General features: G+C 59.7%; 14 protein-coding genes. 1 reads left to right on the forward strand and 13 read right to left on the reverse strand.

What is annotated here, in order from left to right; all coding sequences use genetic code 11:
* Positions 1-19 precede the first annotated feature (19 nt).
* From OMP38_RS05475 to liaF, 7 genes are all read right to left on the reverse strand, one after another.
* Positions 20-1,552 carry a sensor histidine kinase gene (locus OMP38_RS05475; RefSeq protein ID WP_277564202.1) on the reverse strand — a complete coding sequence of 511 codons (1,533 nt, stop codon included), beginning with the start codon at positions 1,550-1,552 and terminating at the stop codon, positions 20-22.
* A 3-nt stretch (positions 1,553-1,555) separates the two neighbouring features.
* Entirely contained in the window at positions 1,556-2,242 is a 687-nt protein-coding gene (locus OMP38_RS05480) for a response regulator transcription factor (protein WP_277564203.1), read from the reverse strand.
* A 70-nt stretch (positions 2,243-2,312) separates the two neighbouring features.
* Positions 2,313-3,986: a S1C family serine protease gene (locus OMP38_RS05485; protein ID WP_277564204.1), complete on the reverse strand. Its 1,674-nt coding sequence runs from the start codon at positions 3,984-3,986 to the stop codon at positions 2,313-2,315.
* 216 nt (positions 3,987-4,202) lie between these two features.
* On the reverse strand, positions 4,203-4,616 hold the full coding sequence (locus tag OMP38_RS05490) for a YugN family protein (protein ID WP_277564205.1): 414 nt from the start codon (positions 4,614-4,616) through the stop codon (positions 4,203-4,205).
* Between the two features lie 67 nt (positions 4,617-4,683).
* Entirely contained in the window at positions 4,684-5,361 is a 678-nt protein-coding gene (locus OMP38_RS05495) for a response regulator (protein ID WP_277564206.1), read from the reverse strand.
* Positions 5,362-5,368: 7 nt separating this feature from the next.
* Positions 5,369-6,343 carry a sensor histidine kinase gene (locus OMP38_RS05500; protein ID WP_338130412.1) on the reverse strand — a complete coding sequence of 325 codons (975 nt, stop codon included), beginning with the start codon at positions 6,341-6,343 and terminating at the stop codon, positions 5,369-5,371.
* Between the two features lie 73 nt (positions 6,344-6,416).
* Positions 6,417-7,604 (reverse strand): cell wall-active antibiotics response protein LiaF, encoded by a 1,188-nt coding sequence (gene liaF, locus OMP38_RS05505; RefSeq protein ID WP_277564207.1) that lies wholly within the window; start codon positions 7,602-7,604, stop codon positions 6,417-6,419.
* A 254-nt stretch (positions 7,605-7,858) separates the two neighbouring features.
* Between liaF and OMP38_RS05510 the strand changes: the two genes are divergently transcribed.
* The gene (locus OMP38_RS05510) at positions 7,859-9,136 is read left to right on the forward strand and encodes an ammonium transporter (RefSeq protein WP_277564208.1); all 1,278 of its coding nucleotides are present in this window, start codon (positions 7,859-7,861) and stop codon (positions 9,134-9,136) included.
* 101 nt (positions 9,137-9,237) lie between these two features.
* Here the strand turns inward: OMP38_RS05510 and OMP38_RS05515 are convergent, their stop codons facing one another.
* Genes OMP38_RS05515 through OMP38_RS34435 form a run of 6 tightly spaced genes read right to left on the reverse strand, consistent with a single transcriptional unit; the run spans position 9,238 to position 16,652 of the window.
* Positions 9,238-10,998, reverse strand: coding sequence for a glycoside hydrolase family 2 protein (locus OMP38_RS05515; RefSeq protein ID WP_277564209.1), 1,761 nt, complete (start codon positions 10,996-10,998; stop codon positions 9,238-9,240).
* Entirely contained in the window at positions 10,995-13,028 is a 2,034-nt protein-coding gene (locus OMP38_RS05520) for an alpha-L-arabinofuranosidase C-terminal domain-containing protein (protein WP_277564210.1), read from the reverse strand. The genes OMP38_RS05515 and OMP38_RS05520 overlap by 4 nt, the downstream gene beginning before the upstream one ends.
* A gap of 41 nt (positions 13,029-13,069) precedes the next feature.
* A complete protein-coding gene (locus tag OMP38_RS05525; protein WP_277564211.1) occupies positions 13,070-13,963 on the reverse strand; it encodes a carbohydrate ABC transporter permease in 894 nt (297 codons plus the stop codon).
* A 15-nt stretch (positions 13,964-13,978) separates the two neighbouring features.
* Positions 13,979-14,941, reverse strand: coding sequence for an ABC transporter permease (locus tag OMP38_RS05530; protein WP_277564212.1), 963 nt, complete (start codon positions 14,939-14,941; stop codon positions 13,979-13,981).
* 12 nt (positions 14,942-14,953) lie between these two features.
* A complete protein-coding gene (locus OMP38_RS34430; protein WP_338130413.1) occupies positions 14,954-15,967 on the reverse strand; it encodes a type 2 periplasmic-binding domain-containing protein in 1,014 nt (337 codons plus the stop codon).
* Complete coding sequence (locus OMP38_RS34435; RefSeq protein ID WP_338130414.1) at positions 15,870-16,652, reverse strand: type 2 periplasmic-binding domain-containing protein; 783 nt, start codon at positions 16,650-16,652, stop codon at positions 15,870-15,872. Before OMP38_RS34435 ends, OMP38_RS34430 begins: the two co-directional genes overlap by 98 nt.
* Between the last annotated feature and the right edge of the window lie 122 nt (positions 16,653-16,774).

Raw genomic sequence — 16,774 nt, forward strand, 5'->3', positions numbered from 1 at the left:
GCTTTCTCGCCCGTACCTGTCAGCTTTGTTCCGCATCGGGAACAGCCGGGCGCACCGATGCCTCTATTATAGCGTAATCCTGGCGTTCGGAAAAGTCGACGGGAAGCCAAACGGTAAAGCGGCTGCCGCCTTCAGGATGGGATTGAACCTCCAGGGTCGCGCGGTGCATGTCCGCGATCCACTTGGCGATCGAGAGGCCGAGTCCCGTGCCGGCCGTCTGCCCGCGGGATTCGTCTGCCCGATAGAAGCGGTCGAAGATACGAGGCATATCGGACTTGGCGATGCCGATGCCCGTGTCGGCGATCGACAAGCCTATGCGGTCGTCTTGGCGGTACACCTCGAGTCGGACTTCGCCGGCTGGCGTGTACTTAAATCCGTTTTCGATAAAAATGAAAAGCAGCTGCATCAGGTAATCCCGGTTACCTACGACTCGCACGCCAGCGAGCGCGTCCAAGGGACCGACGATCCACTCCGCCTTGCGCGGCAGAAACCCCGCTCTGCGGGCGGCTTCTTCGACGAGCGGCAGCAAGTCGATCGGCTCCTTGTCCACGACATAGCCGGCGTCCGCGCGCGCCAGCGACAGCAGATCGTTGACGAGACGGCTCATGCGCCTCGCTTCGTCCGAGATGTCGTGCAGCGCCTCGCGGGAGAGCTCCTCCCGCTCCGCCAAGGACAAGCGGGGCTTCGCGAGCTCGCTGCCGCGTTCTGCCGCCGCGTCGCCCGATGCCGTCTCGGCCCACACCTTTTCCAGCAAATCCACGTTGCCCCGAATCGTCGTCAGCGGCGTCCGCAGCTCGTGCGACGCGTCCGACACGAATCTGCGCTGCGCGGCGTTCGATTCCTCCAGTACATTGTATGCTTTCTCTACCCGCTCAAGCATATGATTGAGCGTCCGCGTGAGCCGGCCGATCTCGTCCTGGCTCTCGCCGGGGATCCGCAGCTTCAGGTCCGAACCGCTCTGCACGCGCTCCGCCGCCTCCGTTACCTTCTCGATCGGGCGCAGCGCCTTGCGCGCAAGGAAAAGGCCGATGACGAAAGCGAGGACGAGACTGGCGAGGCCGGCTGCGCCGATGATAACCTTCATCTGTGATAAATAGTCGATTTCCTTTCCCGTGTAAGCTCCCACTTGAAGAAGCCCAAGCAATTGTCCGCCAAGCTCCAGCCGCTTCTCATAAATTAAAAAGGGAGTGCCCGAGAGCGTGACCGCCCGGTATTTGCCGTCTAGCGCTTGCTTAGCGGAGGGAAAAGGAAAAGTAATATTAGAAGCAATGAGGTTGCTGGACTTAGTGTTTACGACCCCGTCGAACGACTGTGTATAATTTACGATCTGCACAGCGATGATGACATCGAACGGAGAAGAGGCCCTTGGCGTAAGATCAAGGTCCTCCGGGGACACTGTCACCCTGATTTTGTCCGCTTCGTTAGCCAGTCTCGTTTTAATAACGCCCATCGTATTTTGGGATACGACCACATACATAATGACGCTGAATCCGATTAGAACAATTGCCAGCAGTCCCGAATACCACAAAGTCAGTCGAAGCCTGATCGACATGTCCTAGCTGTCTCCCTTCAGGACATAGCCCGCTCCCCGCACGGTCTGAATGAGGCGCTTGTCCCCGAATTCCTCCAGCTTCTGGCGCAGCATCGCCACGTACACCTCGAGCACGTTGGACTCCCCGCTGTAGTCGTAGCCCCAGATCTTGTCCATGATCTGGTCGCGCGACAGGACGCGCTTCGGATTTTGCATGAACAGGTGGAGCAGATCGAACTCCTTGGCCGTCAGCTCGATCCGGTTGTCGCCGCGGATCGCTTCCCGCCCGTCGACGTCGAGCACCAGATCGTCGAAGCGCAGCCGATTGTTCTCTCCGGCAGGCTCGGGGCGACGACGCATGAGTGCGCGCACGCGGGCCATCAACTCCTCGAGCGCAAACGGCTTCACGAGGTAATCGTCGGCCCCGAGATCCAATCCCTTCACCCGGTCCTGCACGTCGTCTTTGGCCGTTAACATTAACACGGGCACGTTCATGCCCGCGGTCCGCAGCCTGCGGCACACTTCCCAGCCGTCGATCCCGGGCATCATGACGTCGAGAATGACCAGGTCCGCGGATTTGTCCGCCACGATGCCGAGGCCCGCGGGGCCGTTCGATGCGGTGGAAACTTCATAGCCTTCGAATGCCAGGCTGCGCCTGAGGAGCGAGGTGATCTTGTCGTCGTCGTCGATTACGAGAATATGAGGTCTCATGAGTTCCTCCGTCTATAAGAATGGGGCAGTCTCGGCGACTGCCCCGCTAACGCTATTGTAGCAGAAAAGCTTATTGTTGTTGCTGTTGCTGCTGGGTCGATTGCTCCTCGAAATCGCTCTTGTTGCCGATCGTCAGCGTCAGATCGATCTTCTTGCCGTCGCGGTAGACGTTCAGTATGGCCTTGTCGCCCACGGCTTTCTTCTGAATGGCGGCAATCAGTTCTTCCTTCGTCTTATAGGTCTTGCCGTCCATGCCGAGGATGACGTCGTATTGACGCAGATCGGCTTTGTAAGCCGGCGAGTTGTACAGAATGCTATTCACGAGCGAGCCGTCCGTGTTCGACAGTCCCAGCTGGCGTGCCGCGGAGCTGCTGATGTCCTGCAGCGTCGCGCCGATGAACGGAGACGGCTTCGCCGGAATCTTGGTGTTCGACTTCAGGCTATCCAGCACTTCGGTGATCGTGCTCGTCGGGATCGCGAAGCCGATGCCTTGCGCCTGCGAGCTGACCGCGGTGTTGATGCCGATGACTTCGCCGTTCAGGTTGATCAGCGGGCCGCCGGAGTTGCCGGGGTTGATCGATGCGTCGGTTTGCAGCAGATGCTCGTAATTGCGCGTGCCGTCCGAATCCTGGATGCTGATCTCGCGCTCGTTGGAGCTCAGCACGCCAACGGTGACCGTGTGGTCGAAGCCGTACGGGTTGCCGATCGCCACGACCCAGTCGCCCATGTTCGCCGCGCCAGAATCGCCAAGCTTAAGCGTCGGGAAGTCGGTGCCTTCGATCTTCAGCACTGCGAGGTCCAGATCGTAGCTGGAGCCTAGCAGCTTCGCCGTATAAGGTTCTTGATGGCCGGTAACGGTGACTTTGATCTCGTCCGCGTCCGCGATGACGTGCTGGTTGGTCAGGATATAGCCCGTGGAGTCGAAAATGAAGCCCGAACCCATGCCTTCCTCCTGCAGCGAACCGCTGCCGTCCGACCCGCCGCCGTTGCCGTTGTTCCCGCCGGAGCCGCCGCCGAAATCATCGCCGAAAAACTGACGGAACAGCGGATTTTCGTCCATCCAGCTGTTGCCCGAGCCGCCTTGACTCGAAGCCTTGACATAAGTCTCGATCTTGACGACCGCCGGGCTCGCCTGCTCGAAAATCTTCGAAATGTTGTTCGGTCGGACCGTGTCGGTGACGTTGGCGACCGTCTTCGCGCCGCCGTTGTCGCTCGCGGACGCTACCGCAGCCGATGCCGGCGCCGCCGCCTTGGTGCTGAACCAGTCGCCGCGGTCGGCCGCGAACATCAACCCGCCGACGACGACCACGCCCGCCATGAACGAAGCGAATACCGAACGGATCGAAGACCTGCGCGGCGGCTTGGAGGCCTCCCAGTTTCTGCCGTTGCCCGATACGGTGAACGGCCGATACTCCCTCTCGGCCGGCTGAACCGCCGGCGTCGCCGGACGCTCGCTCTCGCCGCTAGCGTAGGCTGCGCCGTACGCCGTCCCGCGCTCCCGATCCGGGCCGGCGCCGAATGGTCCGTAGGTGAACCGGGTTTCTTCGCTCCGGGACGCGTATCCGGCTTCCGGCGTATCCGAGCCGGTCGCCGCTTCGCTATGCCCTTCCTCGCGTGCGTCCGCCTGATCCGCGTAACGGTATTCCGGCCCTTTCGTCGTTCCCGCGCCTTCGTTCTCTTCGCGTTCGTTGCCATATCGGAACCCGAAGAGATTGTCTTCCGGCTTTTTGTTCTGATCGTCCATGTCCGATTCCTCCCATGTCGCCGCGGCACTCTCGCCTGCGGTCGTTTGTTCTTCTTGTTAACATCTTCGCCTATTTACCTTAAAACAATCTTAAAGCGAACTGAATCAATATTAAAAAAAGTGCTATATATAGAAACGCCCTCCGTGTCGCCGGAGGGCAGCCGTTTGAATTTCTCGCCGCTTAAGCGGACGGATCGCAGGGTATCCGGGTCGCCGTCAGTTTACGAACCGCTTCTCGGCTTGCTCCAGCACGCGCTTGGCTTCGCTGATCCAAGACTCGTCAATGGCAGCGTCAGGGTTGGAAGGCGCGGCGAATTGGTCGAAAAAGCCGCCGAGCGTGCGCGGCTGCGCGTCCTGATCCAGCCCTTCCTCGTATTCATGCCTCAAAACGTAAGGTTGACCGAACCGGATGATCGCATCCGTCTTCTCCGCTTCGACGTCCAGCTCGCCGCGCTCGACTTCGAAGGGAAGCCGCAGCCACACTTTATGTTCTTTGTCGAGCGCCCGGTCGAGAGATCCGTTTTTGTAATCCCAATTGCCGCCCAGATTGAAACCAAGATCGTCGAGGCCTTCCTGCGCCTGAATGTAGGCGACCTGCGTCGAGGTGAGTCGCGATGACAGCTGTTGCATGAGAATTCCGCCTTTTTAGCCATAGAATGCCCGTTTGTCCGGTTCGATAAACCTTGGGACAGACTAGCTAGGCCTTGACCCATCCTTTGCGATGCGCGTATATGGCCAGCTGCGTCCGATCCTCTAGCTCGCACTTCATGAGCAAGTTGCTGACATGCGTCTTTACCGTCTTGATGCTGATATGCAGCTCGTCCCCGATCTCCTTGTTGGACTTGCCTTCGGCGATAAGGAGCAGCACTTCGCGCTCGCGCTCCGTCAAGCCCTCTTCCTCGTCCTGCGCTGTTCGCCTGCGAAGGCCGCGGGTCAGCGCCTGCGAGACGTCGCCGCTCATGACCGGCATTCCGCGCAGCGCGCCCTGCATCGCGTACACCAGTTCGTCCGCCGACACCGTCTTGAGCACGTAGCTCACGGCGCCCGCTTCGATCGCCGCCACGATCTTGTCGTCCTCCAGGAAGCTGGTCAGTATAATGATCCGCACGTGCGGATACTTGGCCAGCATCGCGCGGGTCGACGCGACGCCGTCCATGCCGGGCATCATGAGATCCATCAGCACGAGCTGCGGGACGCGGCCGCCGAAGGCGCCCGCATCGAGCCGGTCGATCGCTTCCTGCCCGCCCGAAGCTTCCCCGATCACCTCGAACCGGTCGTCCAGCATCAGATACGTCCGAATACCGGCCCTTACCATCTCGTGATCGTCTACGATCAATACCCCGCTCGGGCTTTGCATCGCGTTTAATCCGCTCATTTGTCGATTATCCCCTTCCGTTTGCTTCGATCGCTTGGGCGAACTTGGGCAGTCCGACCTTGATCCGCGTACCGGCGCCCGGCTTGGTCGCGATCTCGACGTCGCCGCCGAGCTGAATCGCGCGCTCTCGCATCGTCGTCAGCCCGTACGAGCCCGCCTTAACCTGATCCGCGCTGAAGCCTTCGCCATCGTCGTCGATCGACAGCAGCACCTGCCTGTCCGTCTCTCCCAGCACGAGCCTGACTTCGTCCGCGCCCGAATGCTTCATGACATTCGCCATCGCCTCCTGAATGATCAGGAATAGCTGATGCTCCATCGCGGGCGGCAGCGCGACGGACACGCGCACGTCGAGCGTCCCCTGCATGCCGTTCTGCCGGCAATAATCCGGGAACCAACGGTCGAGCGCCTCCGGCAGCGTCCTCCCTTGCAGCTCCAGCGGCCGCAATTGCGCGATCAAGCCGCGCATCTGACGCTGCGCGGCCTTGGACATCTCGATGAGCTGCTGCATGACGCGCCCGGCATGCTCGGGGTTCTTGTCCAAGAGCGCCGGCAGCGCCGACGCGCTCATGTGGATCGCGAACAGCTGCTGGCTCACCGTATCGTGAAGATCCCGGGCCAGCCGCCTGCGCTCTTCGAGCACCGCTTCCTCCACGGTGGCCGCCTTGCCCATCACTTCCTTCTCGCCGAGCTGCTGCAGCAGCCGCAGCCGCTCGGACAGCCCCTGCTGCAGCCGGTTGAATTCGCGGTACGCGCCGGCGAAGGCATCGGCCCGCTCCTCCGGGAGCCTCGCTTCCCAGTTGCCGGCGGCCGACTGCTTGAGCGCCTCTTGGAGCGCGTCGATCCGGCTCTGATATCGCCTGCCCCGGAAGTAAGCGCTGACGATCCGAACGGCGATCAGCAGCGGGATCAGCCTGTAGATGGCCGCGCCGGCCGGCAGCGCCTTGATATGAGGCCGCCATAAGCCGTAGATGATGGCGAGCACGACGGCACCCGAGATCGCCGCGTAAAAAAGCCCACTCCCACTTGATATTGCGAAGCAGCTTCGGCATCCGTCGTTATCCCACCTTCGTCACGCGCACGTCGCCGATGAAGCAGCTGACGATCAGCACCACTTGTTTGTCCGTATCCTGGAACCCGGGCGTCTCCGCGGACATCTGATTGAACACGCCGCCGCGCTTCTGCTCCAGCACCTTCACGTCCCCGATCAGGCAGCTCGAGACGACGCGGATACCGACGCTGTGATCGCCGGGCACGTACGCCTTGACGTCCCCGATGAACGCCGACACGTAGATTCGGGTCTCGCCGACCGGAATATGGGCGCGCGTCAGGTCGATCGTCGTGTCCCCGATAAAGTGCGAGATGCTCATCGGCTGCAGCTCGAACATCTCTTGACCGATATGAACGTCGCCGATGAACCGGCTGTGGTCGATCCGGGACCCCCGCGCCGAATGACCGGGCGGACGATGATATTCCTTCCACATCCGCTCGGTGTCGCCGCCCGAATCGTAGCCGTCATCATCGAAATGTCCATGCCTGGCGCGACGCTCCCACGCCTTGGCACGATGACGCTCATGACGCTCGCGCTGCTTGGCGTGGATCCGCTCGACCCGTTCCTGCATGCGTTCGTTGAAATTTTCAAGCCGCTCCTGACGCCGCCCCATGCGCTGGCTCAGACGATCCGCAGGATCCCACCCGCGATCCCTCGGACGGCCTTCGTTCGGTTCCGCCCGACGCCCCTCGTCCGGCTGCGGCTCTCCCGGAGGGGGCTCTTCGGCAAATGCATTCGGGCTGTCGTACGGCTGCGGCGGAGGCGGCGGAGGCAGCGGACCGTCGAACGGCTTCGGTGCGGGCGGAGGCGTCACTTCGTTCCATCCGCTTTCCTCCCACTTCTTCTTCGTCCGTCCGCAGCCGCTTCCTCTGAACACCATGTTAAGCCCCGCCACGATGAGCGCCGCGGGAATCGCGAACCTGATCAAGTCGCCGAGTTCCCAATGCACCCAGCCCAGGTTCCGTCCCAGGAAAAAGAGGCCGACCAGCACCACCATCGCATTCCAGCCGAAGCCGTTCCGCTGTTGAATCAGCAATCCCTGGATGCCGAACAATATGACGAACGCGGGCCAGAAGGTCGAGAACAGGTAGCCGATGTCGAGCTCGATGACCCCGCTCTGGTTCAATAGAAAGACGATGCCGCCGCCGATCAATATAAAGCCCCAAAAAATGCGGTGAAGCACGGACTGCTGCATAGGGGTTCCTCCGTTTTTCTGTGCGAATACGTTCTGATGGCTTCATTATAAAGGAAAGTTCGGACGCTTCCATAGCGGCGCGGGATGGAACTTGCCTCGGTCTCGGGACTGAGTCGTTTCCCAGCCTAAACAATATGTCATAATTCATGACATGTTTTGTTGACATATGTGACTTATAAATATATAATTTGGTCGTATTTTTAATCGTACTGTAGGTTTGCGACAAAAAATCGATTCATTCCGGAGGAAGAAGAATGACGTTGGAGACGCTCTCCAGCGGTGTCGATACAATCTGGGTTGTATTGACCGCCGCGATGATTTTATTGATGGAAGGCGGCTTCGCGCTGCTGGAAGCAGGATTCGTCCGGCAAAAGAACGCAGTCAGCATCATTATGAAGGTATTCGTGGACATCTCGTTCGGCGCCTTGCTGTTCTACGTCGTCGGCTTCGCGCTGATGTACGGCAAGGACGCCGGCGGCTTGATCGGGACTTCGGGCTTTGCCATGAACGGCGACTGGTCGCATCTAAAGCTGAACATCTCGACGGACACCTTCTGGCTGTTCCAAAGCGCCTTCGTCATCGCGGTCATCTCCATCGTATCCGGCGCCGTTGCCGAGCGCATCCATTTCCGCGCCTATATCGTCTACACGATCATCATGACCGGACTTATCTATCCCATCTCGGGACACTGGATCTGGTCCGCCGGCGGCTGGCTCGCGAAGCTCGGCATGATCGACTTCGCCGGTTCGGCAGCCATTCACGCGCTCGGCGGATTCGCCGCATTGGCTGCCGCCCTGTTCCTCGGACCGCGCATCGGCAGGTTCGCCGATGACGGCCGCGTCAACATCGTCCCGCCGTCCAACCTCCCGCTTGCTTCCGTAGGAGCCTTCATCCTTTGGTTCGGCTGGTTCGGCTTCAATTCGGGGAGCACGCTCAGCGCGACGAATCCGAATATCGGCCATATCGCCGTGACGACGATGCTGGCCTCGGCCGCAGGCAGCGCCGCCTGCATTCTGTTTACGATCTTGCGGTATCAAAAAGCGGACCCGCCTACCGTCATTAACGGCGCGCTCGCCGGTCTTGTCGGCATCACCGCGGGCTGCGCCTTCGTGTCGGACGGCGCGGCCATCCTTATCGGCGCGTTCAGCGGCATCGCGATGGTGCTGGCGACCGAATGGCTCGAGCGTCGTCGCGTCGACGACCCTGTCGGCGCATTCGCCGTTCACGGGATATGCGGCAGCATCGGCACGCTAGCCGTCGGGCTGTTCGCCGTGCCGAGCCTCTCCCCGAACGCCGGACTGTTTTACGGCGGCGGCTGGAAGCTGCTCGGCGTTCAAGCCCTCGGTCTTGCCGTCGTCGCCGTCTGGGGCTTCGCGCTCACCTGGGGCGCCCTTAAGCTCATCAATGCGTGGCGACCCGTGCGCGTCTCCCGCGACGAAGAACTTGTCGGCCTCGACGTCGGCATTCACGGCGTACCCGCGTACAGCCAGGAGCATGACTTTCTTGACATCGAGCGGCTGAAGACAGAGTAGCGGCCCGCCGACTCCACCCAATCGGAAAAAGCCGATCCCGGGCGCTTCCGGAATCGGCTTTTCATTTGGCAACCGGCCAATGGCACGTAAGATGAAACCGCTTAGGACCTATTTATCTCCCGGATCCGCTCCAGCGGGATCTTGGGCTTGCGGTCTTCGGTCAGCAATCCGTTAATCTCTTGCTGCACGTCGGTCACCTGCGTATAACAGTAGCCGCAGATGCCTTCAACGCTGCGGATCGCGCGGGTCAGACCCTCGAATCGCTCGATGAACGCCTCGTCCGAGTCGACTTGACGGCCGTAACCCCAGCCTTTTTCCGACCGATAAGCGATCCCGCCGAACTCGGTGATCATGATCGGCTGCCCCCTGTAACCGTATCCTTCTGCGAATGCGTACTTCCACTTGTTGCAGGTCGTGTCGTTGCTCGTAATCGCCTCGAGGTCCTTATACCGTTTCAGAAATTCGTCTCCGGTCTCGACATAATCGTGCAGCGTCAGGATGTCCGATACGGTATGCTCCCAGCCGTCGTTCGCGATGACCGGACGGTTCGGATCGATCGCCTTGGTCAGATGGTAGATGCCCTCCGTGAACTTCTGCTGGCTGCGGTCGCGGAGAATGGAGGAGATGCCCCACGATTCGTTGAACGGCACCCATGCGACGATGCTCGGATGATTGTACTGCTGACGGACGATTTCCAACCATTCCTTCGAAAACGCCTCGACGGCCCGGTCGTGGTATTCGAACGTCGCCGCCATCTCGGACCATACGAGCAGTCCCTTCACGTCGCACCAATAAAGGAAGCGGGCGTCCTCGATTTTCATATGCTTGCGCACGCCGTTGTAGCCCATCTCCATCACCTTGTCGATGTCGTCGATAAGCGCCTCCTCGCTCGGCGGCGTCAGGTGGCTTTCCGTCCAGTAGCCTTGATCGAGGATCAAGCGCTGATAGAGCGGCACGTTGTTCAGGAGCACTTTGTTTTTCTCGATCGAGATCTTGCGCATGCCGAAGTAAGAGCCGACGCGGTCCATCACTGCGTCGCCTGCGTACAGCACGAATTCGACGTCGTACAGATACGGGCGATCCGGCGACCACCAGCTTCTTTTCCACGGACCGTTCGCTTCGTGCACGAGATCGACCTCGACCGAGAGACAAGGGCGATCGATATCGAGGCCGACGCGCTTCACCGGCCTGTCCTTCAACGTCACGATCGCTTCCAGCCGAAGCCCGTTCGCCGCCTCCGTCCCGGTCAGCTCGTAGTCGAAGCGGACCCGGTTGCGGTCGATGTCCGGCGTGATCTTGACGCGATCGAGCCGCTGCTCCGCCGCGTACTCCAGCCACACCGTCCGCCAAATGCCGGTCGTCTGGACATAGAAGCATTCGAAGTTGTCCTTCGTCCAGCGCTGCTTGCCCCGCGGCTGCGTGCAGCTGTCGCTGTCCTCGGCTTTGAGCGTGATCGTATTGTCGGCTCCGAAGACCAGATACGGCGTGATATCGAAGCTAAACGCCGCATAACCGCCCTGATGGGCGCCCGCCATCGTCCCGTTCACCCATACTTTGGCGATATAGTCGACGGCCTGGAAGTGCAGCAGCACCCGCTTGCCCTCAGCCTCCTTCGGGATCGGAACGGACCGGCTGTACCAGACGTTCGGATGGAACGCCTCCTCGCCGATCCCGCTCGCCTGCGTTTCGTACGTGAACGGCACGTTGATCGTATGCGTGCCTTCGAACGTCTCCTGCCATCCCGATTTTTCTCCCGCGTTCTCGTCGTCGAAGCGGAAGCTCCATTGACCGTTCAGGTTCAGCCAGTTGTCGCGAACGAACTGCGGCCGCGGATAGTCCTTGATGTAAAATTTGGTCGTCATTCGGCGCCCCCCTTGCCGGTCCGCACAGCGATCTCAAGGGCATACACCGACGACGGGCGGAGCGGATATCCGCTCCGCCATTCGGCGGCGGATACGACACGGGACGCGCAAGCGATCTTCGCCGGCTCGAATACGGAGTTGATCGCGTCCGCCGAATCGCCGGTGATCTCGTGAAGCGCGGTCGTGTCCGATGCCGCGAAATCGTCCAATCGAACCTCTACCCTGACCTCCTCCAGGCTGCGATTCACGATAAATACGGTGATGACGGTGCCGTTCTCGTTCGCGCAAGCCGCGACGTCCAGGTCCGGCAGGGCGTCCAGCGCGAATGGCGCTGGCTTGGGAGATTGGACGGAGAAGCTGCCGCAGACGGTATCGACCGGCAACATGCGGCTGATGTCGCTGCCCGCATACAGCTTCATCACTTCGTACGTCGGCGTCCCATATACGGTCAGGGGCAAACCGCTCCAGCCCGCTTCTTTGCCGCAGTATTGATCCGCATAATAGTCGCCGACGCGAATGCAGCCGCCGAGCCAGCCGTTCACGAGGTCGGAGAAGCTGCCGATCTGCACCAGATCGCTCGCGCGCAGCATCTCGTTCAGGTTGGCTGCGTTGGCGACCGCCGCGCCGAGCGTATGCTCCTCGGGCAATCCCTTGCGGATCGTATTCGGATAATACATCGTGTTGTACTCGGTGATCGCCAGCTTGATATGGCCGTGCTTCGGGTTCGCGGCGATCTGCGCCGCCGTCCGCCCGATATCCGCCCGCGTCCATTCGGAGAAGGCCGCCATCGCCTTGTACCGCTCCTCGGCCGGCGTCTCCCGGTTCATGCCGAAGCGTCCGTAGCCGTGATATAAATGCAGCGTCAAATAGTCGATATGCTCGCCCGCGATGTCGAGCACGGATCGGTTCCAGTCCTGGTCGGTATGGCCGCAGGCGAGCAGCGAGAGCGACGGATCCGCCGCCTTCATTGCCTGCGCGAAGGCGACGCAGCGCTCGCCGAATCGTTCGGCGGTGCAGGTCCCGACCTGCCACTGCCCCCATACTTCGTTGCCGATCTCCCAATAGCGGACGCCGTAGGGCTCGGGATATCCGTTGGCGGCCCGCAGGGCGCCCATCGGGGTGTCGTTCCCGCCGTTGCAGTATTCGACCCACTGCGCGGCTTCTTCCGGCGTGCCCGATCCGTCGTTCACGCAGATGAGCGGCTCTACCCCAAGCGCCTTGCAGAAGCCGATGAATTCGTCCGTGCCGAAATACTTGTTCGTCCAACCGCCCCACGCCTCGTTGTACATGACGGGCCGCTCGAGCGCGGGACCTACGCCTTGTTCCCAGTGATAGGCGCTGATGTAGTTGCCGGCGAGCCTCATCATGCCCGCGTTCAGGTCGCGCGTCATCTCCGCGACTTCCCGCTTCACGATGCCGACGCTGTCCTCGGGGAGCAGGGATACGTGATCGATCCACAGCATACCGGTAGACACGTGGTCGATCCACCTCGGATGAGAGGCCGGTACATACACGCGAAGCTCCGCGTCGGCGCAAGCGCGCGAGATCGGCAGCAGCGCCTCGTATTCGCGCCAGTCGTGGCTGACCAAGTCGATGCGGACGCTGCCGAGCGACGCCTCCGTATGCCGGTCGACCGCCTCGACGAGCAGATAGCGCAGCTCGACGGATGCGCGCGCGACCAGCTTGAACGCGTACGCGATCGGTCCCTTCAGCGCCGCCTTCTGCGCGATGCCGGCATAAGCCTCGTCGTCGCTCAGCAGGCGGATGCGCTGGGCGCGTCCCGAATGCCGCCGGGCAGGCGCCTCCAGGGCGTATTGCGTGTTTTTTCCGTTCGTATAGGCGCGCCAGCGGCCGGAGACTGCATGCTTTTCCTCCGCTTCGCTCTCGAAGTCCATATCCTTCAGCGGGAAGGCGAGCATCGCGTCCATATGATCGCGTATGTCCTCGACGAAATGTCCGAATAAATAAGGGTTAACCGTATGCTTGCTCGGTCTGCTGCAGTCGATCGATATCGTTGCATTCTTTTTCAAGGTCGGCCTCCATAGAACGTGATTAATGGTTCATTGCGTCTTCAGCCTTTGATCGAGCCGATCATGACGCCCTTGACGAAGTGCCTCTGAACAAAAGGATACATGACCAGCACCGGCAGGCTGGATACGACGATGACCGCGTACTTGATGCTCTCGGCGAGCAGGATCTTGTCCTCGATCCCCACGCTGGCGTCCACCGCGTCGCTTTGGCTGATCATCAGAATCTCGCGCAGCACGAGCTGCAGCGGGTATAGCGATTCCCGGCGAATATAGATGAGCGCGTTAAAAAACGAGTTCCAGTGACCGACCGCGTAAAACAGCACCATAACCGCCAAAATCGGCTTGGACAGAGGCAGGATGATATTCCACAGCAGCCGCCAGTTCGAGCAGCCGTCCATGTGGGCGGCCTCTTGCAGCTCCCAGGGAATGCTGGCCTGAAAGTACGTGCGCATGACGATCAGATTGTACGTGGCGATCGCGCCGGGTACGAGCAGCGCCCAAACCGTATCGACCATATGCAGGTTTTTGACCAGCATATAGGTAGGAATGAGGCCGCCGTTGAAAAACATCGTAAGCGTAATGATCACCATGAGCAGCTTGCGCCCCGGAAGATCCGGTCTCGACAGCGGATAGGCCGCCAGAACGGTCATGATCATATTGATGAGCGTGCCGGCCGCGGCGTAAAAGATCGTATTGCGATAGCCCGTCCATATTTCCCCGTTATGCAGGATGTTCTCGTAAGCGGCCAGCGTGAACCCCTTGGGCAGCAGCCATACCTGCCCGCCGAGCACCTTGGCCGGATCGCTGAACGAAGCGCTGACGACGAAGATCAGCGGATACAAGACGACGAGGATGATCAGCACGGCGAAACTATTCACGACCATGTCGAATGCACGGCCGTCCGATGCGCTTTTAATCGTCGTTGGTTTGGCCATCGCGGTTTGCCTCCTTTACCATAGACTCGTCTCCGCAGTCTTGCGCGCGAACCGGTTCACGAGCAGCAGGAGCGTCAGATTGATCAGCGAGTTGAACAGCCCGATCGCGGCGGTATAGCTGTATTCGCCCTTGAGGATGCCCGTCGTGTAGACGAACGTCGAGATGACGTCGCTCGTTTCGAGATTCAGGTTGTTCTGCATGAGCAGGATTTTCTCGAAGCCGACATCCATGAAGTGGCCGATATCCAATATAAGCAGAATGACGATGACCGGCACGATCCCCGGCAAGGAGACATGCCAGATTCGCCGCAGCCTGGACGCCCCGTCCATCTTCGCCGCCTCGTACAGCTGCGGATTCACGCCGCTGAGCGCCGCGATATAGATGATCGACTGCCAGCCCATATTCTGCCAGATATTCGAGCTGATGAAGATCGTCTTGAACCAGCCCGCGGACTCCATGAAGCGGACCGGCTCTCCGCCGAGCCACTCGATCAGCTTGTTGACGGGGCCGGTGCTCGGAGACAGAAAGACCGAGAGAATGCCGACGATGACGACGACCGACATGAAGTGCGGGATAAAGGTAATGTTCTGCAGCCATTTGCCGAAGGACTTGCTTCGAAGCTCGTTCACGATCAGCGCCAGCAGAATCGGTACCGGGAAGGCGATCAGAAGGGAGAACAGGTTGATGGACAACGTATTCCACAGCAATCTCTTAAAGTAATACGATTCGAAAAACCTTTGAAAATGCTCGAAGCCTATCCATTCGCTGCCCGCGATGCCCTTGCCCGGGTTGAAATTTTTGAAGGCGATCTGCAGCCCGTACAACGGTCCGTAGTTGAATATCAAATACCAGGCGATCGGCAAAAGGAGCATCAGATACAAATCATACCGTTTGGCCATCCGTCTCAGCAGTCCGCTGCCCTGCCTCTTGCGGCTGACGGGCGCTGCGGCGGCCGCTTTGGCTTGCACGCTCTCCATGCGTATCTACTCCTATCTGAGCGGAGGATGCCCCTCTCCGGACTTCCCTTGCGGGCCAGTTTGTCCGAAGAGAGGACTCCTTTCATCTTCTGTTCGCTTTTCCGAGGAAGCCAAAGCCAGGATTACTTTTTCATCTTGTCGTAGGCATCCTGGTAGATCTGTTGGAGCTCGTCGATCTTCAGCTTTTTCAGCGTCGCCTGGAATTCGTCCCACTTGTCGAAGCTGAGCGCGCCCGCGATGAACTTCGTGCTCTGCTCCTCGTAGTACTTGTCGAGATCGTTGCGCAGGATGTTGACCTTTTTGCGCGGTCGCTTCGTCGAACATCGGCGCCGCGTAGCGAACCTTCGGCATGTACGGATCAAGCTTCTTTTGCGCTTCCTGCACTTGCGGCGGGTTGATGAAGGAGGCGACCTTTTCGCTGATGAGGTGAGGCGCGCCGCCGCCGGCGTAAGGCGTGAGCTTCGACTGGTTGCCCGAGTCGATGAATGCCTTGGTGTAATAAGGGATGCCGTCCTTCACTTCATAGTTCTCGCCCTCTCTGCCGAATCGCAGAAGCGTGGATCCCTCGTCGCTATAGAAGTAATCGATCCAGCGCATCGTGACTTCCGGATATTTATTGACCGAGGTGATGGCAAATGCCCCGAAGTCTCGCGCGACCGGCGCGCCTTGGCTTTGCAACTGATCGCCGTGCGGACCTTTCAGCGGAGCGATGCCGGTATACTGATCCTGGATCTTCAAGAAGTTGTTATTCGTCTGATCGAAGAAAAATCCGGTGTTGCCCGTCCCTTGCTTGGCCAGATAATCCGCTTCCTTCTGCGAAAACATCTCGGGATCGAGCAGCTTTTCCTTATACAGCTTGTTCAAATACATAAGCATTTCCTTGTTCCGGTCATTGCCCATCCAAATGTTAACTTTATCGTTGTCAAGATTAATGTTGTAGCCGAACTGCAAATCCAGACCGAACGACCCGCTCATCATCGCGAGTATAGGCAGCCCTTGGCCGGCTACCGGAGCGCGGGCGGTCATCGGCAGTTCGTCTTTTTTTGCCGTTTCCGTTCGGGTCTTGGTCCCTGAAGGCGACGAGCACGTTGTACAAGTCGTCCGTCGTCTCCGGTATTTTCAAGTTCAGCTTTTTCAGCCATGCCTGATTGATCCACTTCTTGTCCGTGCGGGCGGCGTCCAGGGTGACGATGCCCGGAATGGCATAGATATGGCCTTCCGGCGTCGTGATCCCCGCGCGAATCTCCGGATATTGCTCCATCAGCTGCTTCAGGTTCGGCGCGTACTGATCGATCAGGTTTTCCAAAGGAATCAACTGGCCGGCGGCTCCGTATCGCGTCGCCTCGAGCTGCGAGAGCCCCGAGCGGTATAGGGCGTCGGGAAGCTCGTTGGACGCGAAGAGCAGATTTTTCTTCTCTTGAAAGCCGTCCGTCGGCGCTTCGGCGAATTCCACCTGAACGTTGCTCATCTTCTCGTAATCCTGGAACACGGGCATATCCTTGAACGGACCGTTGACCGGAGCGGTCCGGGTGAACATCTTCAGCTTGATCGGCTGATCCACGATCGGGAATCCGCTTGCTTTTACGGCACTGCTGGACGAAGCAGCCGGCTCCGCCCCTCCGCTTGCGCCGGAATTCGAGCTGCACCCGGCGAGCGCCAGACTGGACGCGACCATCGTGCCGATCGCGTAGCTTTTCCAGTTTTTACGCATACCTCTATGACCTCCGCTAGTTGTGTTTTCACCGAACCGACGTTGTAAGCGTTCTACCGGCGTGTTTTCATTTTAACTGCCTTGCAAACGCTGCCAATTGCAATAATATGACTTTTCACTCC

This window comes from Cohnella ginsengisoli (assembly GCF_029525555.1).
Lineage (GTDB): Bacteria > Bacillota > Bacilli > Paenibacillales > Paenibacillaceae > Cohnella > Cohnella ginsengisoli.